We start from the raw sequence: 25,587 nt of genomic DNA on the forward strand, positions 1-25,587 counted from the left end.
GCTGGTTCCGTGCGTCAGCGGGGCGGCGTAGGCGGCCGGGCTCGGTGCCGGGGCTCCGCTGAGCAGTTGCGCGACCAAGGACTGGATTTGCTCGGTATTGACGAAGTTGACGTCTTCGCCGGACGGGCTCTTGCCGAAATGGTCGACCGGCAGGGTCACAAAACTGACATTTCCGCCGCTCAAGCTGGACGCCTGTTTCGCGAGCGCGAGCAGGTCCAGGGAACTGTCGACCGCGGTGTTCTGCTTCGCGACGTCCAGAATCCCCTGGAGTTTCGTCGGATTCGTGAAGGTCCCGCCCTGTTTGAGCTGATACGCCAGCGAAGAGATGAACGCCTGCTGCCTGCGTTCGCGGTCGAGGTCGGTGAAATTGAGCGACGGATGCACGTAGTCGCGCCGCTGCCGGACGAACTCGACGGCCTGCTCGGCGCTGATCTCCTGCTGGCCGGCGTGGAAGTTCGCGCCTGAGTAGCTGTCCTGGGTGTCCTCGTTGAGGCACACCGTGATCGGCTGGACGACCTGGGCGATCTCGAAGAACGCCACCAGGGTGACCTCGACGAAATGGTCGATCGGGACGTCGCCGAGGAATTTTCGCACGGTGTCGATTTCCGCTCGGCGTCCCGCGTCCCGCGCCTGCTGTTCGCGCTGCGATTTGTCGGTGATGTGCTGTGAGATGAGCTGCTTGGCCTTTTCGTCGAACGCCAGCCCGTACGCCTGTTTGATCTTGCCCTTGCACACGTTGTCCGGACAGCCCGCCAGCGGAACGTAATCGTCGCGCGGAATCGAGATCGACGTCGCCTTGCCGCCGTTGCCCGGCACGTGCAGCAGCATCAGCACATTGGCGTTGTAGCCGCCGTCCTGCTGATCCCCGGCGTGCAGCGAGTTGTAGATGTCCTTCGGCAGCGGGTTGCCGTTCTCGTCGAGCCGCGAATCGAGGCCCATGACGAGGATGTTGGTATCGCCGCCGCTGGAGGTCGACTGCCCGTCGAGCACGTCGGAAACCTGCAGTCCGGCCACGATGCCGTTGTAGGCCGCCCAGCCGTAACCGGTCAGCGAGAGCGTCAGCGCGGCCGCGAGGGCCAGCGCGACCCGGCCGGTGATCCGCCGCCGCCGGGCCGCGGCGCGGGCTGCGACGCCGCGTGCCGCCGCACCTCGGGACGCGGCGACACGTCTGTCGTTAGGGGCGGTCATCAGGCCTTCCTGAGCCGGGGCGCCATGGTTTCCCACTGTTCTGCACACTCGCTGTGTACACGCTGAGAAGTAAGCTCACGCAGAGTTAACCAAGAGCCAGTTGGACGAGTTTCACGATGACGAGTGCCATCGCCAGGAGCAAATACGTGCGCAGCGCGGTCAGCCCGATCTTGCGCCCGGTCGACATCTCCGGCGGCGGCAAGTACTGCAGCGGCGGCATCCGCCACTCCGCGCGTCCGGTGCGATCGATCGGCGCGGCGCTCCGGCGGCGGCGAAGCAGCGCGTACCCGGCCGTCAGCAGGCCGATCCCGCCGCTGATCTCCATGATCAGGAAGATCTGGTCCGCGCTGATGTCCGGGAACAGCACGGCCGCGGTGAGGATCACCGACAGCACCACCAACACCCCGACCACCACAGAGGTGAACAGGTTGGTGAGCCGTCCGTTGACCCACGGTCCGAGCACCGCCTTGTCGTTGCACAGCAGCAACAGGAACACCGTCGCCGACGGCAGCAGCACTCCGGCGAGCGTCTGCACCCCGGTGGTGAGCAGGCCGAGCGGTGAACCGGGAATGAGCACGATGGTGGCCGACAGTGCGACGAGACCGGCGTACACCGCGTAGAAGCCCTTCGCGTGCCGCGCCCCGCGATGCAGCGAGTGCTTCATCCCGAAGACGTCACCGATTGCGTACGCGCTCGACAGCGACACAGCGAACGCCCCGACGATCGAAGCGTCCAGCAGCGCGACCGCGAACAGCGCGCCCGCCGTACGTCCCGCGTAAGCCTCGATGCCGTCCGTAACGCCAGCCGTATCGGTGAACGGCGTGCTGCCACCGGCGAAGGCCGCCGACGCGATGCCCATGATCGCGGCCGCGCCGACCATCACCACGACCAGGCCGATCCACAGATCCGCCTTCTCGTACCGCATGAACCGCGGCGTGATGCGCTTGTCGATCACGTAGGACTGCTGGAAGAACAGCTGCCACGGCGCGACCGTGGTGCCGACGATCGCGATGATCAGCAGCATCAGCTCGGCCGTCCCGCCAGGTCCGGCAGGCATCGTGGGCACCAGGCCGCCGAGCATTTCCGCTGGCGCCGGGTGCGCGAACACGTACACCGGGATCAGCGTCAGCGAACCGAGGCAGAAGAAGATCGCGATCCGCTCGAAGCGCCGGAAACTGCCGGTGAACGCGGCTCCGATGATGACGAGCGCGGCCAGCACGACCGACGGAACCGTCGGCAGCCCGAGGTAGCGCGTCGCCATCGTGATGCCGATGAACTCGGTGACCAGCGTCAGCGCGTTGAGCAGGAACAGGTCGATGACCGAGAACGCGCCCCAGAACTTGCCGAAGCGTTCGAGGATCAGCCGGGCGTGCCCGACGCCGGTGACCGCGCCGAGGCGCAGCACCATTTCCTGGTTCACGTACAGCACCGGGACGAGCAGCAGGAGGGTCCACAGCAGTTTCGGGCCGTAGTTCTGCCCGGCCTGGCCGTAGGTCGCGAACGCGCCGGCGTCGTTGTCGCCGACCAGCACGATCAACCCCGGCCCGACGATCGCGAGCAGGGTCTTGAGCTTGGCGGACAGGCCGGTGCGCGGTGCGGAGTCGCCCGCTTTGATGATGCCGAGCGCGCCGCGGATGTCGCCGACGTGCTGATCGTCGAGGACAGCGGTGGTGCGCCGGTCGATGCTTACGGTGGTGTCGGTGGTCATGACGAGCACTCCCTTCGGCCCTCTCGCGGGCCGGTCAGGACACCCGCGACCGCCGGTTTCCGCGCACGCTGCCGACCCGTCCGGCGCGGGCCGGACGGGGGAGGGGAAACCGGGATCAGCCGGGGATGCCGGAAGGTGGGGACAATCCGGGGTCCGGAGGCGTACTTCGCCCCGGGCTCGTATCGCTCATCGCCCTCACCTCCCCGCGGCTCGTTTTTCCGGGCAGGGAAACTCCGCCCGGGGAGCCACTCAACGCCATCCGCCGGACAACTGTCAAGCACTTGTACAAGTGTTGTAGTCAGCAGTGTGGCTCGGGTCACTGTCGAGGCAATGTCGAGAACTCCGCCGCGGCTCCGTCCCCGCAGCACTTGGCCGTACCGGCCGCGCAACGAGAAGGAGACCGTCATGGAACCGCAGGAAGTCGCCGAGGTCCTGAACCGCCCGCTCAGCCGCGAACTGCTCGCCCGCGACCTGACGCGGCTGGCCTACGTCGCGAAGGACGGCACGCCGCGCAGCGTCCCGATCGCGTTCAGCTGGAACGGTGCGGAGATTGTCCTGTGCACCACCAAGAATGCCCCGAAACTCCATGCGCTGCGGGCGAATCCGATGGTCGCGCTGACCGTCGACACCGAGGCGCATCCGCCGAAGATCCTGCTCGTCCGCGGCCGCGCCGAACTGGACTACGTCGACGGGATCCCGGAGGAGTACCTCGAAATGAACGGCTCCTACGAGATGACACCCGAGCAGCGCGTCGAATGGGAGGCCGAGATCCGCTCCCTGTACACGGACGGCATGGTCCGCATCGTCGTCACTCCGACCTGGGCGAAGCTCATCGACTTCGAGACCACGCTGCCGTCGGCGGTCGAGGAACTGGTGCAGCGCCGGGCTCAGGCGGAATCCGTCCCGGCGAACGGCCGCTGATCCACTAGACTGCCTCGTCTTACACGCGAAGGTGGGGCGCATGATCCTGGTGACAGGTGCGAGCGGCAATGTAGGTTCGGCGCTGGTCGCGCAGTTGCGCGCGGCCGAGGTGCCATTCCGCGCCGCCTACCATTCCCCGGAGAAGGCAAGAAAAGCCGCCGCCGACGGAATTGATGCGGTCACCATTGAAATGTCCGATCCGGCCACTGTGCAACCGGCGCTGGCCGGAGTGTCGAAGGTGTTCCTGCTGGGCGCGATGGGCCCCGGACAGACCGGCAACGAGTCCAATGTGGTCGAAGCCGCCGTGTCCGCCGGGGTCACGCACGTGGTGAAACAGTCGCTGTGGCGGGCGGACGAGGAACTCACCCCCATCGCCCGGCTGCACCGCCCGGTCGAACGGATGCTGGAAACGTCGCCGCTGTCGTGGACCTTTCTCCGGGCGAACTTCTACCTCCAGGCTTTCTCGGGGAACTGGTCCGGAACCATCCGGTCCGGAAATTTCTTCGCCAGCCCGCTGATCCGCGGTCCGATCGCCTTCGTAGACGCCGAAGACATTGCCCGCGTGGCGTTTCGGGCGTTGACCGAGGATGGTCACGCAGGCAAGGCGTACGCGCTCACGGGCCCCGAGGCGCTGACTTACGACGAAGCCGCGACGGTGTTGTCCGAGGTGCTCGGCCGTCCTATTGCGTACCGCGGAATGTCGAACGAGCAAGCCTTCTCGGCGTTGGCTGACGCGGGAATGTCGTCGTTTCACGCTAAAGCACTGGTCGAGGTGTGCAACACGTACCTGGACGGCGGGGCGGAAACCGTGACTTCAACGGTCGAGGACGTCACCGGCCAGCGGCCGCGGAACTTCCGCGAGTTCGCGACCGCGCATCGGCACTGTTTCGAGTAAGTCCGAGGCGGTCGTCCATTGTGGACGGATGTTCTCGCTCTAAACGGCAGCCTTCCCGCTGTAGTCCTGGAGAACCTCGGACAACGGCCCGTGCTTCCGCACCTGACCTTCGTCCATCCACAGCGCGCTGTCGCAAAACTCCGCGAGCAGTTCGTCGGAGTGATTCGCGAACACCAGAATCCCGGAGCGCTTCACGAGATCCTTGAGCCGATCGCGCGCCTTGGCGAGAAACGCCGCGTCAACCGTGCCGAGTCCCTCGTCGAGCAGCAGGATCTCCGGATCGATCGTGGTCACCACTCCGAGCGCGAGCCGCACCCGCATGCCGGACGAGTAGGTCCGCAACGGCAGCTGCAGATAGTCGCCAAGCTCGGTGAACTCCGCGATGTCCTCGACCCGTTTCGCCATCTGCCTGCGGCTCATCCCGAGAAACAGCCCCTGGATCATGATGTTCTCGCGCCCTGACAGGTCCGGATCCAGCCCGACCCCGAGATCGAACACCGGAGCGACCCGCCCCGAGACTCTCCGGGTGCCCCGGGTCGGCTCATAGATTCCGGACAGCAGCCGGAGCAACGTGGACTTCCCGGCCCCGTTGTGCCCCACCAGCCCGACCCGATCGCCCTCCTCGAGCCGGAACGACACGTCCCGCAACGCCTCGATCAGCGGCACCTTCGCGTCGGTGCCGATCCTCCCGCCGACCTTCCCGAGCACGCGCTTCTTCAACGACCGAGTCTTGGCGTCGAAGATCGGAAAGTCGACGTACGCGTTGCGCACCTCGATGCTGACCATGGTCCCCCTCCCGTGGATGCGAATGAAAACTACCATTCGCATCTGCCTGGTGGCCAGGTAAGGTGCTCCGGGTGAGTCAGACCAGCGAGGGCTTCCGCCCGCCGCAACAAGCGCGCAGCCGGGCTTCGCTGCAGAAAGTCCTGTCCGCCGCCGAACACGTCCTGACCGAGCATGGCCTGGACGCGTTCACCGTCGCCGCGGTCGCCGCGCAGGCGGGGATGTCGGTAGGCACGATCTACCGCCGCTTCGACGGCAAGGAACAGCTGCTGTACGCGGTCAAGGATCAGCTGCTGACCCAGTTGGAAACCAGCGTCCGAGACGCCCTCCGCTCAGCGGCACCCGACCTTCGCTCGATCTTCAACGCCTTTGTGGAGGCCCTGGCGCGGACCTTCGCCGACCACCGAGCCTTCCCGGAACTCCTGGACGCCCAACGCTCCGACGGCCGAGACCGCGGCCTGGCCGCCCTGTCCGCGATCCAAGACGCGCTGCTGGAAGCCGTGTCTTCGCTGACCGAGTCCAGCGAGGTGAAAATGGCGGCCCGAACGATCATCGGCGCCTGCGTCCACCGCGCCGCGACCAGCAGATTCTGGCCAGACGACCGCTCCTGGGAGACGTGGGCGGCGGAGGCGGCGGAAATGGCACTGGCGTACCTGACTTCACCAGCCGCAGACCCGGCTTCGGGCCCCGCTAGGATGTAGGCTGCAGCGCAACTGCCCTCGTAGCTCAGGGGATAGAGCACGGCTCTCCTAAAGCCGGTGTCGCAGGTTCGAATCCTGCCGGGGGCACACTCTTGCCTGGTCGCTGAGGTGGCCAGGGGTTGTTTTCGCCGCGCCCTTGGTTAACCCTCGTCTTCGGATGGTTCGATGTTCGGGCGTGCTCTGAGCGGGGGCGGCATCCTTGTCGACGACGTCGCGTTCCATGTCGTCCTGCGTCGTGTTGGTGCGCTTGTGACCGAGGTGGTCTGCGATCTCGCGAGATGCCCGCGGGGAACGATGTCGTCACCTATGCCAATAGACCTGGTAAGCGCGAGTTCGCAACGCTCCGCGTCGACGCCGTCATCGCGGCGATGACTCGGCACTAGGGCCGACTGTGTTCAGGGTTTCTTTCTTGTTCAAGGTGGCTCCGCTGCGGCACCTGGACCCAGGGTCGCGTCCAAGAAGGAAAGAATGTCCTCGCCGGACGGGCAGGTCTCCGAGATGGCCGGGATCGCGCGCACGTTGCGTCTGTAGGTGGCCTGTCGCCATCTCGTTGACCTCCCCGAGGGCTATCACGCCGCGTCAAGGGGGCAGTTCGGCGCGCACGATGCGGACCGCGGGAAGGTGCCCCCTTGACGCGGCGTGATCGGGCTGCGCCAGGTCGACGAGATGGCGAAGAGGCCACCCACTTGTAGGTGGAATGAACCGAATCCCCGACGAGCAGCGACTGTAGGTCAACACAGTGCGGCTCGGGGGCCAAGCATCAAGCCTCGCTCTCTCAAAGCGGTGGTGTGCAATGAGATTTGCAACTTGGGACCTCGGCCAGCAACTCACGGGCGCTTGCGTTCGTGTCAGCCTCAACGGGGCAGAAGCCAACGTTCGACTTCTGGATCCAACGAACTTCGCGGCGTACAAGGCCGGACGTCGCCATAACTGCATCGGAGGACACTACAAACGATCTCCGATCGTCCTGACGATTCCGACACCGGCTGTTGGCATATAACCGTCGACTACGGCGGCTACGCCGGGAGTAGCCAAGCAAGCGTCACCGTCATCCAAGGAAACTAAGCAGCCGCCGACGTCGTGCAATATTCATCCAAAGGTCGGCTCTTCGGCTACTTGGTCCGGGCTTGCAGCGCGACGGCCTGCTGCAGGTTTTGTTCCGCGAACGACGCGGTCGCCCTTGGCGGCGGAAGTCTGCGCGACCAGCTTTCGTTGAGTGGCACTCGTTCGGGCCGCGGGCTTGCCGATCAACTGGCTGACACGTTGAGGTGTCATGCCCAAGACCGCCGCGATCTCGCGACCTGATAACCCGGACTTGCCGAGATTCTCAGCCACTTCTCGCTGCTTCGCGGCTGCTTCGCGTTGTTTGCGCTCAGCGTTTCTGACCTGGGCACGCGCGGACTTAACCTGTGCTGCGAGCTTAGAATCAAGCTGTGGCACCACGTCCACGTCGAATGAGTTCTCGTCTTCTATGTCGAGCGCGAACGAGATGTACTCCCGAGCGACCGTTTCTGCCTTGGAGAGGGTGCCAGCCTGAGTGACGCCGACACCATCGATGTGAATTTCCCAGCCGTGTGCCCAGCGCTTGGCTGTAACAGTATAAGTGTCAGTCACTGCAGCCACCCCTTCTGTAAACACGTAAGCTTCTTGATGGTGTCATTGACAACGCCTGGTGAGACGATCTTGTGGTTCGGCACGATCGCTTGATGCTGTCCGCAGGGGCAGATCCACTTCTCGTGGCTGCCGCGAGTCGACTTATGGATGCAGCCTTCGCTCACCAGCGCGCGTTGCACGTCTCTGTACCTCATCGCCTTCACCACGCAGGTTAGTCTAGTCCCCCTAGATGCGCAACGTCTAGGGGGACTAGATAATGCTGGTTCGCACGGTCTCGCTGTGGTCTCATCGAGGTCCCGCGGGGCGGAAGTTCGGAGGGTCACCCACGTTTACCCTCGTCAAGCAACGACCAATAACCGTCGCGGTTGCCTGGTGACGCGCGGTTGCGTTTGCGAACTGCGCTGGCAGTGGCCGATATCGATCATCAATACCCAACGTTGCCCAGCATGATCCACAAAAGCCGGTGTCGAAGGTCCGGATCCTGAGGGGGGCACTTTTCTGGTCACTGTGATTCGTGGTGGGTTCAGGCCCGCTGGGCTGCGTTCGCGGGTGATCTGTCGCCATCTCGCCGACGTCCCATAGAGCTACGACGTCGCGTCAACGGGAGGTTCGGTTCGGGGGTCGCGGATCGCTGGCAGGTGCTCCTCGGCGCGACGTGATCGGGCTGCTCCATGTCGACGAGATGGCGTAGAGGTTGCCCACTCGCAAGTGGGCACCTTTGCCGTCTGGAACTTTCGGAGGCCGCCGTGGCTGGGATGAATCTCCCGGAGGGCACCTCGAAGAATCGAGAAGTCGGCCCCGCCGGTGAGAACCCGGCGGGGGCCGACTTGTTTTTCCTCGTCGTTACTTCTTCACACCGGTCGGGCCTGCGTACGCGCCGATGCTCGGCTTGTCTGCCGGGATCGGGTAGGTGAAGTAGTCGCGGCCTCCGTTGTTCGGGACTGGCGTTCCGGCGCTCAATGCGGGCGAGCCCGCACTCAGGCGGTAGCCGCCTGCTGTCGTTCGGGAGTTGGCGGTTCCCGGGTTCAGGAGCATCGGGTTGACGACCAGTGCGTGCTTGTCGCTTGCCGGCACGTTTGTCACGTGGTCGTAGACGTTGTGGTCGTAGGTGCCGCTCGGGTCGTCGATGGCCGAGCCTGCTGCGCGGCCGACGAAGATGTTGTCGGTGAAGTTGAGCGCCGGCGCGCCCGCGTTGGCCACTAGGCGTTCGGCGGTCGTGCTGTAGAAAGTGTTGCCGTAGACGCTCATTCCGGTGACCGAACCGCAGAGCAGGGTCACCACTCCGATGTGGTCGCCCCACGGGTAGGAGCCGGTTCCGCTGTCATTTTGGCTGACGTTGTAGCGGAACACGTTGTTCTTGGCCGTGACGCCGACGTCGTTGCACATGCCCATCGCGCCGCCGCTGTTGTTCTGGCTGTAGTTGTATTCGAAGACGGTTCCGTTGTTCGCGGTTTCGAAGTAGTAAGGCTGGGCGGGCAACGGACCGGGCTTGCTGGACGCGTCGTTGGAGCGGAAAGTCGTGTTGTCGGAGTTGTAGGCGTACATTCCCGCGCTGTACTCGGCGCTGCGCTGGGCGAAGTCGCGCAGCACGTTGCTTTCGACGAGTGCGTTGGTGCTGTTGAAAACGGCGATGCCGTCGCCGCCGATGTTGTTCAGGATGTTGTCGTGCACCTTGAGCCCGGTGATCGGCTGGAACGACGCGCCCCGGCCCTGGGGGTACTCAGGCCGCTTCTCCCAGTCCGAAGAGGTCACAATGCCCTGTCGGTCCACTTTGGTGATGGTGTCGTGGTCGACGCTGATGTCGTCGAACGCGGTGGGCACGTTCGCGCCCGCGGCCTTGAACCCGATGCCGCCGCTGGGCGTGAGCTGGTGCGGGTTCTGGCAGTCGCAGCCGTTGACGTCGTGGACGTCGACGTTCTGCACGATGTAATGGTGCCCGACACCGAAATCAGTCAGCAGGACATAGACGCCGAACCGTACATCTGTCGCTTGTGGAGCGGATCCGGTGTTGGACAGGTCGAGATCGCGCACCTCCCAGCCCTGAACGTCCTGCAGCAGCACGGCGGCCAGTGCCCCGCCGGCGGCGATTTTCGGCTTCGCGCCGCTGCCGTAGGCACCGATGCCGATGGGCTGGCTCGCGGTCCCGGATCCCTTCGGCGCCAACGTTCCGGCGCACTGCGTGCCCCGCTTGAGCAGGATCTTGTCGTTGCCGTGGAAGACAGCGGCGCTTGCCTTGCCGAGTGTTTTCCACGCCTGGGCGGTGCTGGTGCCGGAGTTGGCGTCGTTGCCGCCGGCGCAGTCGACGTAGTAGGTGGTCCCGGTCGCGGACGCGGTGCCGGGAATGGCTGCCGTCGCCGCCGCGGCCAGGATCACCGCAGCCGCGAGCGTAAGTGGTTTTCGCATCTTTTCCTCCCAGTGAGATGGGTTCGGATCCTGTCGGCCGCCGCTAGAGCGCCGCTAGAGTCCGGCAAAGAAACCCATTGCAATCAGCCGGTTACCGTGGTAAATAGCTGACTGATTGAAAGAGTCACCCACAAGATGGAACCATGATTCGGGTGCGGCTGAGTGCGACTTGGTCCAAATCGGATGATCGTTCCGGGCCGCGGCAACTGTGACGGCACGGTCACCGTCGGTGGCGCGATCCCGTTGACCAGCAACGAAAAAGCGGGGCCGGAGCATGAATGCTCCGGCCCCGCCGTCGTGCTTTCGCTCAGTCCTGTTCGTACATCAGCAGCAACCCGTAGGCCGCGAGGGTCGAGCTGTCCGTGATCAGTCCAGTTCGGACCATGCGGCAGAACTCCGCCCGCGACACCAACCGGTGCACCATGTCCTGCTCTTCCGGTTCCCGGGACGGTGCTCCCGGAGTCAGGCCCGTCGCGAGGAACACCGTGAACCCTTGATCGGACGTGCCGTGCGCGCCGTGCAGAAAACCCAGCGGGGTCATGGTGCGCGCGAGCAGCCCGGTCTCCTCGGCGAGTTCGGCGCGGCCCAGCCGCTCCGGATCGACGGCGCGGCGATCGGGGAAACTGCCCTGCGGGAAACTCCAGGTGCGCGCGCCGATCGGGTAGCGGTACTCCTCGACGAGATGGAACCCGTCGCGTTCGGCGGGGATCACCACAGCGAAGTCCGGCTTCTCCAGGAAGCCGTAAATCCCCTCGGACTGGTCCGGGCGGACGATCCGGTCCTCTCGCACGGTCATCCACCGGTTGCGATAGACCACCTTGGTGGCCACCCTGCGGATCGTCGGCCCGGCCACCTCAGCGGGCTCCGTGGTCGGGCTGGGCCAGCCACCAGTCCGCGGTCCGCGCCCAGGCCACGGTTTTCGCGATCCCGTCCGGCAACGACGTCTCCGGTCGCCAGCCGAGCAGATCCGCGGCCTTCGTGTTGTCCGGCACCCGGCGCGGAACGTCCTGGTAGGCGTCGGTGAGCTGTTCGGCGGTGCGGACCGTGACTGCCTCCTCCGCGAAGCCGGTGTGCTGCCGGATCAGCCCGACGACCTCGGCGACCGTCGTCTCGGTCATGCTGCCGAGGTTGAACGACTCGCCGAGAGCTTTCGAACTGGTCGCCGCCAGGAGCGTGCCCTCGATGATGTCGTCGATGTAGGTGAAGCAGCGGGTGTGCGAGCCGTCGTCGTACACGACCGGGACGTGGCCGTTCAGCGCGCGGTGCACCGAGCGGCTGACGATGTAGGCCGGCCGCTGCCGGGGCCCGTAAGCGTTGAAATAGCGGACAATCGTCGCGTTCAACCCGTGCTGCTGGACGAACGCCGTCACGAGATGCTCGCTCAGCGCCTTGCTCGTGGAGTACGTCCAGCGAGCCGCCGAGGTCGGGCCGAGCACCCGGTCGCCGTCCTCGCGCCACGGCGTCACCGGGTTCTTGCCGAACACCTCGCTGGTGCTGGCGAGCACCAGCAGCGAACCGGCCGTCGTCGTCAGGTCCACGACGGCGCGCGTGGCCGAGAAGTTCGTGTCGATCACGTCCACCGGTTGCGCCAGGTACTGGTCGACGCCGACGACCGCCGCGAGGTGGTAGACGACGTCGACCCGGTTCGTGACGACCGAGGCGAGCCGGTCGGCGTCGCGGATGTCGCCCGCGACGAACTCCGCGTGCTCCCGCGCCAGCGCCTGGTCCGGCGGGGGAGGGGTGCGGTCGAAGACCGTGACCCGGTCTCCCCTGGCGATGAGCTGCTCCACGAGGTGGCTGCCGATGAATCCGCACCCACCCGTGACCACCACTTTGGACACGGTCTACCTCCCGATCCCCCGATAGACGAATCCCAGCGCCCGCAACGATTCGATCTTCTCCGCCGGGAAATACGCGCGTCCGTCGAGCACCACACAGGACTTCGCGACCGGCAGCGACCCGTAGTCGATGGCTTCGAAAGCGCGATGGTGGGCGAGGATCGCGACACAGTCGGCGTCCCGGACCGCCTCCGCCACCGAATTCGACGGCCGGATCCCGAACATTTCCTTGACGGACGTGTCGTCGGCGAGCGGGTCGTGGACCCGGACGGCCGCGCCCGCTTCGATCAGCGCGTCGACCGCGCCCTTTGTCGGCGTGGCGCGCAGGTCGCCGGTGTTGTTCTTGAACGCGAGGCCCAGCACGGCGATCCGGGCGCTTTCCGGTTTCTTGCCGAGTTTGGCCAGCTCGTCGAAGATCAGCTGGGCGGTGTACCCGGGCATGCGCGCGTTGACCTCGCGGCCGACGGCGGCGGTGCGGATGTCCAGGTCGCGGTCGCGGGCGGAACGCCAGACCATCCACGGGTCCTTGGTCAGGCAAGAGCCGCCGACGCCGACGCTCGGCAGCAGGATGTTGACGCTGCCGGTGCCCTTCGGGACGGTGTTCGCCGCCTTGATCACCTCGAGGACGTCGACGTCGAACAGCGCACAGAACTTGGCGAGTTCGTTGCCGAGCGCGATGTTCAGGTCAATCCACCAGTTGTCGGCGAGCTTCACGCACTCGGCCGCTTCCAGCGTGCTCATGGCCAGCACCTCGACGCCGAGCGCCTGCCGCCAGAAGCCCTCGGCGGCCTTCGTGCTCGCCGCGTCGATCCCGCCGGCGACGACCGGGAGGGTGCGCAGTTCCGCCAGCGCCGTGCCTTCGGCGAGCCGCTCCGGGGAGAAGGCCAACTGGAAATCCTCGCCGGCGGTCAGCCCGGATTCCTCCAGCAGCGGGCGCACGAGGGAACGGGTCGAACCCAGCGGGACCGTGCTCTTGAGCACCACCAGCTGGCCCTCGCGCAGGTGCTTGGCGAGGGTCGTGCACGCGGCGCGAAGTTGCCGGTCGTCGAGAGAACCGTCGTCGCGCACCGGGGTGCCGACGATGAGCAGCACGACGTCGACGCCGGCGACGGCCGCGTAGTCCGTGGTGCAGGACAGCCGCCCGCTGCCGACCGCTCGCGCCAGCAGCTCTTCCAGTTCTTGTTCCTGGAACCGGCAGCAGCTTTGGTTCAGCGCGTCGACGAGCGCGCCGTCGGTGTCGATGCCGACCACGACGGCGCCGCGGTCGGCAAGCGTGGCCGCGACACAGGACCCGACGTAACCGAGGCCGATCACCGCGACGGATTTTCTTTCGGGCTCAGTCAGCTGGCTCAAGGGAACTCCAATCGTCGATTCACCACGGCTTCGATCCCTTGGCCGAGTCGCGTGGTCGTCCGGGTACCGCCAGGTTGAGCACGGCGAGCAGGGTCCTCGCCTGGACGTTGAGGTAGTTGCTGTGCTCGACCAGCGTCGCCAGTTCCCCTCGGGTGGCCCAGCGGAAGCCGGGCGGGGCGGGGAACTCCTCGCTTTCCACGACCCGGTAGGTGCTCACCGCGTCCAGGAACCGGCCGCCCTCTTCGGAAAGCTTGGTGTCGAAGAGAATCCGGGTCGGGTCCGCGGCGAGCACCTCGTCGAAGAAGGGCGGCCGCGTGTCCGGATAGTTCTCCGGGACCGCCTGCACGGTCGGGGCCAGTTCGACGCCGTGCAGCAGACCGCATTCCGGCTTCGCTTGGACCAGCACGCGCGGGATGCCGCCGCGGTGGCACAGCAGGAACGCGTTGACGCCGAGGCCGTGCGGTTCCAGCAGCGGCTGAGACCAGCTGCCGACCTCGCGGCTCGCGGCCTGGACGGCGGTGCCGACCACGCTGAAGTACCGCCCGCTGACGTGGTGGACCGACATCTCGTCGCGTTCCCAGCCCGCCGTTTCGGCCAGCGGGACCGGCCTCGCCCGGACGGCGCCGCGCGCGCGGATTTCGGTGAGCCAGGAGACCAGCCCGCGCACGGCGGCGCGGGACGGGGTGTCCGCGGCGAACGCGGACGCACAGCTGAGCACGGTCCGGGAGTCCATGTTGACCGCGTTGTCGTGGTTGAGCAACGCGCCGATCTCGCCGAGGGTCAGCCACCGGAAGTCCTCCAGCAGCGGGACGTCCTCGCGCGTCTCGACGATCATGTTCCGGTTGCCCTTGCGGAAAAACCAGGCGCCGTGTTCGGACTGCAGGACGTCGACCAGTACGCGCACGCGGTCGAGTTCGACGAAGTACTCCGCGTATTTCACCGCGGATCCGCCGTGCACGCGAGTGAGGTTGCTCGGGGTGGCCTGCACCGTCGGGGAAAGCTGGATCAGGTTGCAGTTCCCCGGCTCCATCTTGGCCTGCATGAGAAAGTGCAGGACGCCGTCGAACTCCTTGGCGAGAATGCCGAGGATCGCCGACTCGGGCTGGTCGATGATCGGCTGGTCCCATTGCGGGACGGCGGCGTCCCGGACCGTGGCGCGGAGGCCGTGCACGGAGAAGAACCGGCCGCTGCGGTGGCCGAGATCGCCGGTGGCGGCGTCGAATTCCCAGTTGTCCAGCTCGGTGAACGGCACGCGCCGCACGCTGAAGTCGTTGGCCGCCGCGCGGCTCGCCATCCAGGCGAGGACGTCGTCCGCTCCGGCTCCCGGCGCCGCGGCCGAATGCGCGAAGCGTTCCGCGATGAGCTTTTCCTCGAGTGCGTCCACTTCGGACTCCCTCCGGTGCGAGGCCGCCGAGGTCACCCGATCCCGCCGTCCACCGGGACGACCGCGCCGGTCACGTACCGGGAAAGGTCGCTGGCCAGCCAGAGGACGGCGTCGCCCGCCTCCTCGGTGGTGCCGAACCGGCCGAGCGCGATCTTTTCCGTGTAGCGCTTGGTCATCGCTTCGCGCTGTTCGGCGGGCATCGCGTCCATCGCCTCGGTGCGCATCACGCCGAGGGACAGGATGTTGAATCGGATTCCCTTCGGGCCGAACTCGCGGGCCAGCGACCGGTTGAGGCCGACGAGGGCCGCCTTCGTCGCGGTGTAGTGGGCGCGCAGCGGAATGCCTGCGTCGATCGATTTGGAGCCGATGCTGACCACCGAGCTGCCTTCGCCCAGCAGCGGCAGCGCGTTCTGGATCACCAGGTGCACTGCGGTGACGTTGGTGGCGAGGGTGCGCTGCCAGTCCTCAAAGGACAGTTTGCCGTAGGGGACGTGGTTGATCACGCCCGCGTTGTTGACGATGAGGTCGAGGCGGCCGAACCGCTGCCGGCACTCGCCGACCAGTTCGGCGACCTGCTCGGGATCGGCGAGGTCGGCGCGCACGACCTGGTGCCTGCCGCCGATCTCCTTGAGTTCCCTTGCCAGCGAGGCCGCGGCGTCGCTTTCCTGTTTGTGGCAGGTGATCACGTCGACGCCGCTTCGTGCGAGCTTGAGCACGATGCCCCGGCCGACACCGCGGGTGCCTCCGGTGACCAGAGCCGTCTTTCCATTGAGACCGAGATCCATGTCCATCCTCCGTTCTCCCGGGCGGGCCGGAGGCTCGCCTGAACCGCGGACACCGATGCTGTCGGGCGGTTCTGGTTCGCTGCTCGATCCGCGATGGAGAGCGTCCGCCCGCGCCGGGGCGGGCCGGTTTCCCCACCGGGACTCGAGGTCGGCGCGGCAAGCTGCGTGCGGCGATCACCCGGACGAAAGGGCTGAATCAATGGATAAGCAGGTCGATGCGCTGGAGACCGGGCGCAATTTCAACCTGTTCGACCCGAACCTGCCACCCGGGCAGCAAGTGCTCGGCCTGTTCTACGCCAAGTGGATCCTCGGTGCGCTGCGCGCGGTCGTCGAACTCGAGGTGCCGGACGTGCTGGCCGACGGACCGCTCACCGCCGCGGAGATCGCGGCCAAGACCGGCACCCACGCGGACCCGCTCTACCGGGTCCTGCGCGCGGTCTCCGCTTCGGGGATCATCGCCGAGCGGGCCGACGGCCGGTTCGAGCTCACCCCGCTCTCCGCCGGGCTCGTCTCGAACGCGGAACGCGGCATTCGCGACATGTTCCTCTTCGCGTCCGACCCGATGTTCCTGCGGCCGTACGAGGACGTCGCGCATTCGGTCCGCACCGGCGAAACCGCGTTCGAGCACATCTTCGGCATGCCTTTCTACGACTATCTCAAGGCCAATCCGGCCAGCAGCGCCCTGCTCAACCGGGCCATGGTGCAGAACCACTGGCCGCTGTCGGACCGGATCTTCGAGGAGTTCGACTTCAGCCGGTTCGCGACCATCGCCGACATCGGCGGGGGCAAGGGCCAGTTCCTCGCGGAGATTCTCCGCCGTCACCCCGGATGCACCGGCGTACTCGCCGACCAGGCGCACACCGTCACCGAGGCCAAGCAGGTCCTCGAGGACGCCGGCGTCGCGGACCGGGTCGAAATCGTCCCGACCGACTTCTTCGTCGAGGTACCCGCGGGGCACGACGCCTACTTCATCAAGCACACCCTGCACAACTTCGGCAACGACGCCGCGAAGATCATCCTCGGCAAGATCCGGGAGGCGATCGGCGACAACCCGGAGGCCCGGCTGCTCATCGTCGACCAGATGATCACCGGCCCCGGCGAATGGGACACCGCGAAGCTGATCGACGTCGAGGCGCTGTCGGTGATCGGCGGCCGGGAGCGCAGCCGGAAGGAGTGGGACGAGGTCGCGGCGGTGGCGGGCTTCGAACCGGTCAACGCGCCGGAGCCGGGCGGACTCGTCATGCTCGAATACCGGCCCGTTTAAGACCTCGGGGCGCCGGTCGCGGGTGCGACTCCGGCGGCCGGCGCCCCGTGACCAGATCGGGGAACCCTGGTGCCGCAACACAGAAAAGTCCGGCTGGGCGTCCTCGGCTGCGCCCGGGTCGCCCGCCGCCGTTTCCTGCCCGCGCTCGCCGCCGCGTCCGGGCTGGAACTCACGGCCGTGGCGAGCCGCGATCCGGCGCGGGCCGCGGAGTTCGCCGCGGAGTTCGGCGGCGAGGCCGTCGCCGGATACCGGAATCTCCTCGACCGCGACGACGTCGACGCGGTCTACCTTCCGCTCCCGACCGGACTCCACTTCGACTGGGCGCGGCAGGCACTGACCGCCGGAAAGCACGTTCTGGCGGAGAAACCCCTCACCGCCGGCCTCGGCGAAACCGAGGAACTCGTCGAGTTGGCACGCCGGACCGGTCTGCTGCTGCGGGAGAACCTGATGTTCCTGCACCACCGGCAGCACACGGCGGTGCGCGAACTCGTTGCCTCCGGCGAGATCGGCGACCTCCGGTCGATCTCGGCGGTGTTCGGGCACCCGCCCCTGCCGGCGGGCGACGTCCGCTACCGGACGGATCTCGGCGGCGGCAGCCTGCTCGACGTCGGTGTCTATCCGATCCGGCTGGCGCAGTTCTTCGACGCCGGGCTGTGGCAGGTGGCCGGAGCCGTGCTGCGCCGGGACCCGCGCGGCGCAGACGTCGCCGGGAGCGCCCTGCTGCGGTCGGCCGCCGAGCACACGGCGCAGCTCGAATTCGGATTCGAGCACCATTACCGCAACGTTTACCGGCTTTGGGGCACCGAAGGACTCGTCACCGTGCGGCACGCCTTCACCCCTGGTGCGGACAAACCGCCGTCCGTCACGGTCGAACGTCCTGATCGGACAGTGGAACTCGACCTGCCCGCCGACGATCAGTTCCGCAACGCCGCCGAGGCGTTTGCCCGGGACGTGCTCGCCGGGGCCGGCGTCGACGAAACCGGGGACGCCGAAGCGATTCTGCGCCAGGCGCGGCTGGTCGATGCGGTGCGGGAAGCGGCCGCGGCACCCCACCGCGGCGCGAGGAGCGGTAGAGGCGACGGGGCCACGCTGGCCCGGTGAAGGGAATCGTGTTCGCGGGTGGCAGCGAAACGCGGCTGCATCCGATCACGCAAGCAGTTTCGAAACAGTTGCTCCCGCTGTACGACAAACCGATGATCTACCATCCGATTTCGGTGCTCATGCTGGCCGGGATCCGGGACATCCTTGTCGTTTCCCCTCCGGGCGACCTGCCGTGGTTCGAGCGACTGCTGGGCGACGGCGACCAGTTCGGGATCTCGCTCTCCTACGCCCAGCAGTCACGGCCGAACGGGATCGCCGAGGCGTTCGTGATCGGCGCGGAGCACATCGGCGGCGATTCTGTCGCGCTCATTCTCGGAGACAATCTCTTCCACGGCCCCGGGTTCTCGCCGCTGCTCCGGCGAAAAGCGGCACAACTGGACGGTTGTGTGCTGTTCGGACGCCCGGTCGACGACCCGGGCCGCTACGGCGTAGCGGAGCTGGACCACACTGGCAGGCTCGTCTCGATCGAGGAGAAGCCCGCCGTGCCGCGCTCCGATCTCGCCGTCACCGGCCTGTACTTCTACGCCAACGATGTCGTGGATCTCGCGAAAAACCTCGCGCCGTCGCAGCGCGGCGAACTCGAGATCACCGACATCAACACGACCTACGTCGAGAGAGGCACGGCCGAGTTCGTCCAGCTCGGCCGCGGGTTCGCCTGGCTCGACACCGCCACCCCGGACTCGTTCCTGGAGGCCGCCCAGTACGTCCAGGTGCTCGAACACCGCACTGGCGTGCGGATCGGCTGCCTCGAAGAGGTCGCGTTGCGGATGGGGTTCATCGACGCCGAAGCGTGCCGCGAACTCGGCGAACGGATGCGCTCGCCCTACGGCGGCTACGTGACCGCGATCGCGGGCACCGCCCCAACGCGAATCCAGGCCGCCACGAGCGATCCGCCGCAGACTCGGCCCTGACGAGCCGTCCGGGCTCGTCGCGAGGCGCGAAGGAGAGTTTTCCGTGCGAGTGCTGGTACTCCCGCCTGCGATGGCCGTGACCCATTTCCTCGCGCAGGTTCCGCTGATCTGGGCCTTGCGCGCGGCAGGCCACGACATCCTCGTCGCGGGCTCCGCCGACCTGGAACAGGCCGCGTTGTCGGCCGGGCTCGGGTTCGCCGAGCTCGGGTCCGCGAAACCGCTGGAAGACGCCGCGCAGAGCCTGCCGGAGGACACCTTCCCCGCTCCGGAGTGGACCGATCGGGAAAAGACCGAACTCGGCCGGTTCCTCTGGGAGACGATCGCCGACATGCAGGCGGCCTACGCCGTCGACCACATCGCCGAGTACCGGGCGTTCGCCGAATCCTGGCAGCCCGACCTGCTGCTCGCCGACTACACCGCGCTCATCGCCCGCCCGCTGGGGGCGCTCCTCGGCGTCCCGGTCGTGATGCACCGGTGGGGCGTCGACCCGACCGGCGACCTCTACCGCGAACGGGCGCGCCGGCAGCTCCGGTCGCTGTGCGAGGACCTCGGTCTCCCCGGCCTGCCGGACCCCGACGCTATCGTCGACCCCTGCCCGCCGAGCCTGCAGCACGAAAGCGCGGTGCCCGGCCTGCGGATGCGGTACCTCCCGTTCAACGGACCCGGCGTCATGCCGGAGTGGGCGCGCACGAAGCCCGGCAAGCGGCGGATCTGCCTGTGCCCCGGCCGGACCCTGGTGCCGACCTGCGGACCCGCGCCGGTGCAGCGCGCGGCCGAAGCGATCGACGGGCTTCCCGACGTCGAGGCGATCGTCGCGCTGACCCCGGCCGCGCGGGTGCGCGTCGGCGCGCTGCCGTCCAGCTTCCGAGTGGTCGAACAGCTGCCGCTCAACCTTTTCCTCGACACGTGCGACCTCATGGTGCTGCTCGGCGGCAGCGGCGTGGGGCTGACGGCGACGTCCTTCGGGCTGCCGCAGGTCGTGCTGCCGCAGTGGTTCGACCAGTTCGACTACGGGCGGAGGCTGGAGGCCGCGGGCGCCGGGCGATCCGTCGACACCCGCGCGGGCCAGGCCGACATCGCCGGCCTCCGCGCGACGATCGCCTCGGTCCTGGACGATCCGGCCTACCTCGAAGGAGCGGGCAGGCTGCGCGACGAGATCCGGTCGGGCCCGCTGCCCGGCGAGGTCGTCGCGGAGCTGGAACGCCTGGCGCGGCAGCCGGCCAGGGCTTCCTGATGGAGATCGTCGGGGGCGGATTCCTCGCCCGGCACCTGCGGCCGGACGCGGACCGCTTCCCGGACGTCACGGTACTGGCCGCCGGGGTGTCGCGGATCCGGTCGGTGCCGGAGTCCGAGTTCGAACGCGAGCGGGACCTCGTGCGCTCGGTCGCCGCGCGCTGCCGCCGGGACGGCCGTCAGCTGGTGTTCCTGTCCACCTCGACCTACGCGATGTACGGCTCCTGCTCGCGACCGGCCGCCGAAGACGAGCCGGTTTCCCCGGAAACGCCCTACGGGCAGCACAAACGCGAACTCGAACTCGAGGTCGCCGAGTCCGTTCCGGCTTGGCTGGTGCTGCGGCTGACGCACGTGGTGGGCGGCGACCAGCCGGACTGGCACCTGCTGCCGAGCCTGGTCGAGCAGTTCCGGAGCGGCGTCGTCACGGTGCACGGCGGGGCGTACCGGGACCTCATCGACGTCGAGGACGTCCGCGCGATCCTGGCCGGGCTGCTCGATGCCCGGACGAACCGCGAGGTCGTCAACGTCGCCAGCGGCACCCCGTTCGCGGTCGAGTCCATTGTGGACTGCGTAGAACGAAGGCTGGGAAAGACGGTGCCGCGCGAGGTCGTTCCCGGCGGTTCCGGCAAAACGCTGGTGTCGATCGCGAAACTCCGCCGCCGCGCGCCCGGGCCGTCCGCCGGGCTCGGCGGCGACCAGTATCTGAACCGCCTCGTCGACCGGTACGTGCCGTGCTACGCGGGCGCCGGCGACGGGCCTGGACAGCGAGGTGAGGCATGACCACCGACCCGACGACCGAGTTCGCCGAGATCGAGATCGGCGGAGGCCGCAGAATCGCCTGCGACGCCGCGTTCGAGACCGAGATCGTCTGGGAGCAGCTCCGCACCAGCGGGCTCTACGCCGAAGCCGCCGCCGGTCTGCGCGCGGGCGACGTGATCGTCGACGTCGGCGCCCACATCGGACTGGCCGCGATCCTGTTCACCGACCTCGTGCCCGGCATCGAGATCCTCGGGTTCGAACCCGCGCCCCGGTCGTACGCCTGCCTGGAACTCAACCGGGAGCGGCACCTGCCGACCACGACGATCTCGCCGCTGGCGATCGGCACCCGGCCGGGGCCGGCGGACCTGACCTACTACCCGGGGCACACGACCCTCGCGACGCTCTTCGTCGACGACGCCGACGACGTGCGCAACATGGAATCGGTGATGAACCACCGGGACGTGCCCGCCGAGATGCGGGACGAGTTCTGGCCGACGTTCCGGGCCGATCCGGAAACCGTCCCGGTCGAGGTGAGCACGCTGGAGCAGCAGCTGACCGAGCGGGGCATCGACGAGATCGCCCTGCTCAAGGTCGACGTCGAACGGGCGGAACTGGACGTCCTGAACAGCCTTGGCGCGCACCGCTGGCCGCGCGTCCGCCGCGTCATCGTCGAGGTGCACGACCTCGACGGCAGGCTGAACCAGGTGACGGAGCTGCTCGAAGGCCACGGCTACCAGGTGCGGGTGGCCACCGAGGACGATTTCGCCGAAGGCAGCATCCGCATGGTCGTGGCCGCCCGGGAGTGAGCGTCAGCCCTCCTCGGCGGGCTTCTCCTCGCCGTCCTCGTCGGGTTTCTTCTCCTCGCTGTCCTCGGCGAGGCCGACGAGGCGGGCGAGGACCACCATCTGCTCGGCGTAGTGCTCGAGGAATTCCGGTGACCGGGCGCTGACCCCGCACAGTCCTTCGATGACGTGCGGCAGCGTGGTCGTCGCCATCGCGGCGCCCATCATGATGATCGTCAGGCAGGCCGGATCCACCTCGGGCGGCAGCTTGCCCTCGGCCTGCAGCGCCCGGAACTGGTCGACGTTGCGCTGCAGCCGTTCCGAGCGCGGCGCGTGGTCGAAGTCGGTCTCCGGGCCGGAGTACTCGAGGCCGCCCCAGGCCATCAACCGGACGCCGTCGGGGTTTTTCAGCGCTTCCAGCGCATACAGCCGGATCTGCTCGGGCAGTGAGACGTTCTCGTGCAGCAGTTCGCCCTCGCGCTCCCGCCAGCGTTCCGAGATCGCCTGGTACAGGCCCTCTTTGCCGTCGAAATAGTACGAGATCAGCTGCTGGTTGACTCCGGCCCTCGCCGCGATCGCGCTCGTGCGCGCGCCGGCGTAGCCGTGCGCGGCGAACTCGGCCGCGGCGGCGTCGACGATCAGCCTGCGGGTGCGTTCGGGATCGCGCTGACGCTCCTGCGGCTTCGGCGAGCGGCGCGGCTTGGACTGAGACACCGGCTAATTATACCTGCGCCTGATGGTGTCACCAGCAACTCGAAGGCCGTCAAGTAGCCATTGGATTGACATAACTACTCATGTGATTGATTATAAGACGCATCGAATAATCGGAAGGCTGGGTGCGTGACGTGGACAGACATCCTCTGAGGTGGTGGGCGCTGGCCGTGGCCATCGTGGCCATTCTCGTGGACATGGTCGACAACCAGATCGTGACAGTGGCGCTGCCGACCATCAAAGACCAGCTGGGCGCGGGCGACGCCGCACTGCAGTGGATCTCCGCCGGGTACGCACTGGGTTTCGCGCTCACCTTGATCACCGGCGGACGGCTCGGCGACCGGCACGGGACCAGACGGCTCTTCCTGCTCGGCATGGCGACGTTCACGATCGCGTCCCTGGTCGCCGGACTGGCTTCGGGAATCACCGCGCTGATCGCGGCCAGGGTCGTGCAGGGCATCGGGTCCGGCCTGATGGCCCCGCAGGTGATGTCGTTCGTCTACACCGAGTTCGGCGACGCCGAGCGCCCGCGCGCGATGGCGATCTGTTCGAGCGCGTTCCCGATCGGCGGGCTGGCCGGGCCGATGCTGGGCGGGTTGATCACCCAGGGCAACCTGTTCGGCCTCGGCTGGCGGGCGATCTTCCTGGTGAACGTGCCGTTCGGGGTGCTCGCGGTGCTCGGCGCGCTGCTCACCATGCCTGCTCGCCCGGGCACCCCCGGGCAGCGGATCGACCGGACCGGGCTGGTGCTGCTGACCGCCGGGCTGTTCGCCCTCTTCTATCCCGTGGTGCAGGGCCGGGAACTGCACTGGCCGCCGTGGATGATCGTGCTGCTCGTCGCGGCCGTGCCGCTGCTGGGCGCGTTCGCCCTCCAGCAGCGCTCGCTCGCCCGGCGCGGCGGGGAGCCGTTGATCCCGCCGGACCTGCTGCGCTACCGGAGCCTGACCGCCGGCCAGGCGGTGCTGTTCACGATCAACGCCTCGACCGGGGTGTTCTTCATCCTCACCCTGCATTTGCAGCTGCGGCTGGGCTATACGCCGCTGCAGACGGCGCTGACCTTCCTCCCCGCGGCCGTCGGCATCGTGCTGGGCGGCGTCATCGCGGTGCGGCTCGCGGTGTCGCTGGGACGCGGGCTCGTCGCCTCCGCGATGGTCTTGCTCGCCGCGAGCCTCGCCGCGATCGCGATCCTGGTCGGGACGCTCGGCCCGCAATTGACCGCGTGGGCCCTGTTCGGCCCCGCGGTCACTTTCGGGCTGGGCATGGGCACCGCGATGAACTCGCTGTTCATCCGGGCCATGGCGGACGTCCGCCCGGTGCAGGCCGGTTCGGCGTCCGGCCTGCTGAACACGACCGTCCAGCTCGGAGTGGCGACCGGGATCGCCTTGTTCGGCACGGTGTTCTTCGCTCGGCTCCCCAGCGGCTTCGAGCCCGCCACCATGACGGCGCTAGCGCTTGGCACTGGAGTGCTGGTGATGGGCCTGCTGTGCACCGCCGCCCTGCCGAGTGTCCGAAGCGCTGGCGGTCCTCCGATCGGCCAGCCGCATCAGGAGAGGAAGGTCATGCCATGACCGAGCCGTACGACCTCGAGACCCCCGTCCTCGTTGTGGGGGGCGGTATCGCCGGGTTGTCCACGGCGTTCTTCCTCGGGCGTCTCGGAATCCGTTCGACGCTCGTCGAGCGGCATCCGTCCACGGCGATCCTGCCGCAGGCGCGGGCGATCAACCCGCGGTCGATGGAGATCTATCGCAGTCTCGGCCTCGAGGCCGAAATCCGTGCCCAGACGTCGATCCTGGCAGACATGCCGGAGATGATCGGCACCGAAACCCTGATCGGCGAAGAGCGGTTCCGCATCGACCAGCTCGCGATGATCCGTCCCGCCGCGGCACTGAGCCCGACCGACTGGGCGCTGATCGACCAGGACGATCTGGAGCGCATCGTGCGCGCGCACGCGGAGACGAACGGAGCCGATGTCCGGTTCGGCGCCGAACTCGTTTCGCTCGAAACCGAAGACGAGGGAGTCACGGCTCTCGTGCGCGAGCTGGAAACCGGGACGGAGCGCCGGATCCGCGCCCAGTACGTCGTGGCCGCGGACGGGCACCGCGCCGGTGTCCGCAAGCTGCTCGGCGTCGGTGCGGACGTCGCGCTGCCCGCGGTGGAGACGACGTACGCGGTGTTCGACGCGGATCTGACCGAAGCGTTGCGGGACCGGCGTTTCCTGCTCGCCTACCTCGACCGGCCGACGCAGGGCACGGTGCTGGTGCCGCTGCGGACGTTCGGCCGCTGGATGCTCGGGGTGCCGAATCCGCCCGCGCCCGCGGACGACTCGGAGGAGGCCGCCGAACGGCAGTGCGTCGAGTTCGTCCGCGCGGCGGTCGGCGACCCGGACCTCGAGGTCACGCTGGTGCCCCCGGTTCCGGGCTGGAGCCGGAAGGTCTCGCACAGCTCGACGGGCGGCTGGGTCGCGGACCGGCTCCGCGTCGGCCGGGTGTTCTTCGCGGGCGACGCGGCGCACGTCGTGCCGCCGTCGGGTTCCTACGGGGCGACCACGGGCATCCAGGACGCGCACAACCTGGCGTGGAAACTCGCGGCGGTGCTGGGCGGCGTCGCGGGACCGCAGCTGCTGGCGACGTACGAGCAGGAGCGGCTGCCGGTCGCGCGGGTGACGCTGGAGCAAGCGCTGCTGCTGCTTCGGGTGCGGCACTCGGGCTCCCAGGACGAACTGACGTCGATCGACGACATGGCGATGATGTTCGGCTACCGCTACGACTCCGCCGCGATCCGCGCCGAGGGCCCGGTTCCGGCGGAGCTGGTCGCGGACCCGCACGAGCCGACTGGCCTGCCGGGTCTGCGGGCGCCGCACGTGTGGCTTTCCCGCGACGGCGGCCGAGTGTCCACTGTAGACCTGTTCACCGGTTCGTTCACCGTGCTGGCCGGGCCGGACGGCGAGGCGTGGACGACCGCGGCCGCGCGGGTCGCGTCGACGCTCGGGATCGAGATGCCGGCGTACCGGATCGGCGCCGAGCTGCGTGACACCGGGGGAGAGTTTTCGCGCAGCTACGGGCTTTCGGCGAGCGGGGCGACGCTGGTGCGGCCGGACGGCTTCGTCTGCTGGCGTTCCGCGGAAGCGGTCGCGGATCCGGAATCGGAGCTGCGCGAGGTGCTGAGCGGTTTGCTGGCAAGGAAAGTGGCCAGCGCGGTCTGAGAAGGCAGGAGAAAGGCCGACCGGCAGCTGGCCGGTCGGCCTTTTGCTTGC

At 67.8% G+C, this 25,587-nt stretch carries 24 protein-coding genes and 1 tRNA gene; 13 read left to right on the plus strand and 12 right to left on the minus strand.

Translation table 11 applies throughout. From position 1 onward, the window contains the following. Positions 1-1,188 (minus strand): LCP family protein (locus D0D37_RS30730; protein WP_208720226.1); only part of this gene is annotated, 1,188 nt, incomplete at its 3' end. An 85-nt stretch (positions 1,189-1,273) separates the two neighbouring features. Then, positions 1,274-2,896: an NRAMP family divalent metal transporter gene (locus D0D37_RS30735; protein ID WP_116204095.1), complete on the minus strand. Its 1,623-nt coding sequence runs from the start codon at positions 2,894-2,896 to the stop codon at positions 1,274-1,276. Between the two features lie 405 nt (positions 2,897-3,301). Here D0D37_RS30735 and D0D37_RS30740 point away from each other — a divergent pair, with 405 nt between their 5' ends. Continuing rightward, positions 3,302-3,817 (plus strand): pyridoxamine 5'-phosphate oxidase family protein, encoded by a 516-nt coding sequence (locus D0D37_RS30740; protein WP_116204096.1) that lies wholly within the window; start codon positions 3,302-3,304, stop codon positions 3,815-3,817. A gap of 40 nt (positions 3,818-3,857) precedes the next feature. After that, positions 3,858-4,712 carry an SDR family oxidoreductase gene (locus tag D0D37_RS30745; protein ID WP_116204097.1) on the plus strand — a complete coding sequence of 285 codons (855 nt, stop codon included), beginning with the start codon at positions 3,858-3,860 and terminating at the stop codon, positions 4,710-4,712. 39 nt (positions 4,713-4,751) lie between these two features. Here D0D37_RS30745 and wzt read toward each other — a convergent pair whose 3' ends face one another. After that, on the minus strand, positions 4,752-5,540 hold the full coding sequence (gene wzt, locus D0D37_RS30750) for a galactan export ABC transporter ATP-binding subunit Wzt/RfbE (RefSeq protein ID WP_482746752.1): 789 nt from the start codon (positions 5,538-5,540) through the stop codon (positions 4,752-4,754). A 29-nt stretch (positions 5,541-5,569) separates the two neighbouring features. Between wzt and D0D37_RS30755 the strand changes: the two genes are divergently transcribed. From D0D37_RS30755 to D0D37_RS48900, 3 genes are all read left to right on the plus strand, one after another. Next, complete coding sequence (locus D0D37_RS30755; protein WP_116204099.1) at positions 5,570-6,196, plus strand: TetR/AcrR family transcriptional regulator; 627 nt, start codon at positions 5,570-5,572, stop codon at positions 6,194-6,196. Between the two features lie 14 nt (positions 6,197-6,210). After that, positions 6,211-6,283, plus strand: a tRNA-Arg gene (locus D0D37_RS30760). A gap of 706 nt (positions 6,284-6,989) precedes the next feature. Next, the gene (locus D0D37_RS48900) at positions 6,990-7,196 is read left to right on the plus strand and encodes a DUF1883 domain-containing protein (protein WP_116204100.1); all 207 of its coding nucleotides are present in this window, start codon (positions 6,990-6,992) and stop codon (positions 7,194-7,196) included. An 89-nt stretch (positions 7,197-7,285) separates the two neighbouring features. Here D0D37_RS48900 and D0D37_RS30775 read toward each other — a convergent pair whose 3' ends face one another. The 8 genes from D0D37_RS30775 to D0D37_RS30810 all read right to left on the minus strand — a co-directional run bounded on the left by D0D37_RS30775 (position 7,286) and on the right by D0D37_RS30810 (position 15,573). Then, entirely contained in the window at positions 7,286-7,810 is a 525-nt protein-coding gene (locus D0D37_RS30775) for a hypothetical protein (protein WP_244223730.1), read from the minus strand. Beyond that, positions 7,807-8,016, minus strand: a complete 210-nt coding sequence (locus tag D0D37_RS30780) for a type II toxin-antitoxin system HicA family toxin (protein WP_116204101.1) — start codon at positions 8,014-8,016, stop codon at positions 7,807-7,809. Before D0D37_RS30780 ends, D0D37_RS30775 begins: the two co-directional genes overlap by 4 nt. Before the next feature lie 637 nt (positions 8,017-8,653). Next, positions 8,654-10,213, minus strand: a complete 1,560-nt coding sequence (locus D0D37_RS30785; RefSeq protein WP_162834544.1) for a right-handed parallel beta-helix repeat-containing protein — start codon at positions 10,211-10,213, stop codon at positions 8,654-8,656. 307 nt (positions 10,214-10,520) lie between these two features. Then, a complete protein-coding gene (locus D0D37_RS30790) occupies positions 10,521-11,042 on the minus strand; it encodes an NUDIX hydrolase (protein ID WP_341868001.1) in 522 nt (173 codons plus the stop codon). 25 nt (positions 11,043-11,067) lie between these two features. Continuing rightward, entirely contained in the window at positions 11,068-12,054 is a 987-nt protein-coding gene (locus D0D37_RS30795; protein WP_116204104.1) for an NAD-dependent epimerase/dehydratase family protein, read from the minus strand. A gap of 3 nt (positions 12,055-12,057) precedes the next feature. Next, positions 12,058-13,404 (minus strand): nucleotide sugar dehydrogenase, encoded by a 1,347-nt coding sequence (locus tag D0D37_RS30800; protein ID WP_116204105.1) that lies wholly within the window; start codon positions 13,402-13,404, stop codon positions 12,058-12,060. Positions 13,405-13,423: 19 nt separating this feature from the next. Then, the gene (locus tag D0D37_RS30805) at positions 13,424-14,788 is read right to left on the minus strand and encodes an NDP-hexose 2,3-dehydratase family protein (protein ID WP_244223731.1); all 1,365 of its coding nucleotides are present in this window, start codon (positions 14,786-14,788) and stop codon (positions 13,424-13,426) included. A 32-nt stretch (positions 14,789-14,820) separates the two neighbouring features. Beyond that, complete coding sequence (locus D0D37_RS30810; RefSeq protein WP_116204107.1) at positions 14,821-15,573, minus strand: SDR family NAD(P)-dependent oxidoreductase; 753 nt, start codon at positions 15,571-15,573, stop codon at positions 14,821-14,823. Positions 15,574-15,772: 199 nt separating this feature from the next. Between D0D37_RS30810 and D0D37_RS30815 the strand changes: the two genes are divergently transcribed. The 6 genes from D0D37_RS30815 (at position 15,773) to D0D37_RS30840 (ending at position 21,647) form a co-directional block, all read left to right on the plus strand. Next, the gene (locus D0D37_RS30815; protein ID WP_162834545.1) at positions 15,773-16,837 is read left to right on the plus strand and encodes a methyltransferase; all 1,065 of its coding nucleotides are present in this window, start codon (positions 15,773-15,775) and stop codon (positions 16,835-16,837) included. Between the two features lie 69 nt (positions 16,838-16,906). Next, a complete protein-coding gene (locus D0D37_RS30820; protein ID WP_208720227.1) occupies positions 16,907-17,938 on the plus strand; it encodes a Gfo/Idh/MocA family protein in 1,032 nt (343 codons plus the stop codon). Beyond that, entirely contained in the window at positions 17,935-18,849 is a 915-nt protein-coding gene (gene rfbA / locus D0D37_RS30825; protein ID WP_116204109.1) for a glucose-1-phosphate thymidylyltransferase RfbA, read from the plus strand. The genes D0D37_RS30820 and rfbA overlap by 4 nt, the downstream gene beginning before the upstream one ends. A 43-nt stretch (positions 18,850-18,892) precedes the next feature. Beyond that, positions 18,893-20,083, plus strand: a complete 1,191-nt coding sequence (locus D0D37_RS30830) for a nucleotide disphospho-sugar-binding domain-containing protein (RefSeq protein WP_162834546.1) — start codon at positions 18,893-18,895, stop codon at positions 20,081-20,083. Further along, positions 20,083-20,862 (plus strand): NAD-dependent epimerase/dehydratase family protein, encoded by a 780-nt coding sequence (locus tag D0D37_RS30835; RefSeq protein WP_116204111.1) that lies wholly within the window; start codon positions 20,083-20,085, stop codon positions 20,860-20,862. The genes D0D37_RS30830 and D0D37_RS30835 overlap by 1 nt, the downstream gene beginning before the upstream one ends. Beyond that, positions 20,859-21,647 carry an FkbM family methyltransferase gene (locus tag D0D37_RS30840; protein WP_116204112.1) on the plus strand — a complete coding sequence of 263 codons (789 nt, stop codon included), beginning with the start codon at positions 20,859-20,861 and terminating at the stop codon, positions 21,645-21,647. Before D0D37_RS30835 ends, D0D37_RS30840 begins: the two co-directional genes overlap by 4 nt. 3 nt (positions 21,648-21,650) lie before the next feature. Here the strand turns inward: D0D37_RS30840 and D0D37_RS30845 are convergent, their stop codons facing one another. Further along, positions 21,651-22,337, minus strand: coding sequence for a TetR/AcrR family transcriptional regulator (locus D0D37_RS30845; RefSeq protein ID WP_116204113.1), 687 nt, complete (start codon positions 22,335-22,337; stop codon positions 21,651-21,653). A gap of 131 nt (positions 22,338-22,468) precedes the next feature. Here D0D37_RS30845 and D0D37_RS30850 point away from each other — a divergent pair, with 131 nt between their 5' ends. Together D0D37_RS30850 and D0D37_RS30855 are read left to right on the plus strand one after the other, a co-directional pair. Further along, positions 22,469-23,902 (plus strand): MFS transporter, encoded by a 1,434-nt coding sequence (locus D0D37_RS30850; protein WP_162834547.1) that lies wholly within the window; start codon positions 22,469-22,471, stop codon positions 23,900-23,902. Next, positions 23,899-25,536 (plus strand): FAD-dependent oxidoreductase, encoded by a 1,638-nt coding sequence (locus D0D37_RS30855; RefSeq protein WP_116204115.1) that lies wholly within the window; start codon positions 23,899-23,901, stop codon positions 25,534-25,536. Before D0D37_RS30850 ends, D0D37_RS30855 begins: the two co-directional genes overlap by 4 nt. Positions 25,537-25,587 lie beyond the last annotated feature (51 nt).

This window comes from Amycolatopsis circi (assembly GCF_003385235.1).
GTDB lineage: Bacteria > Actinomycetota > Actinomycetes > Mycobacteriales > Pseudonocardiaceae > Amycolatopsis > Amycolatopsis circi.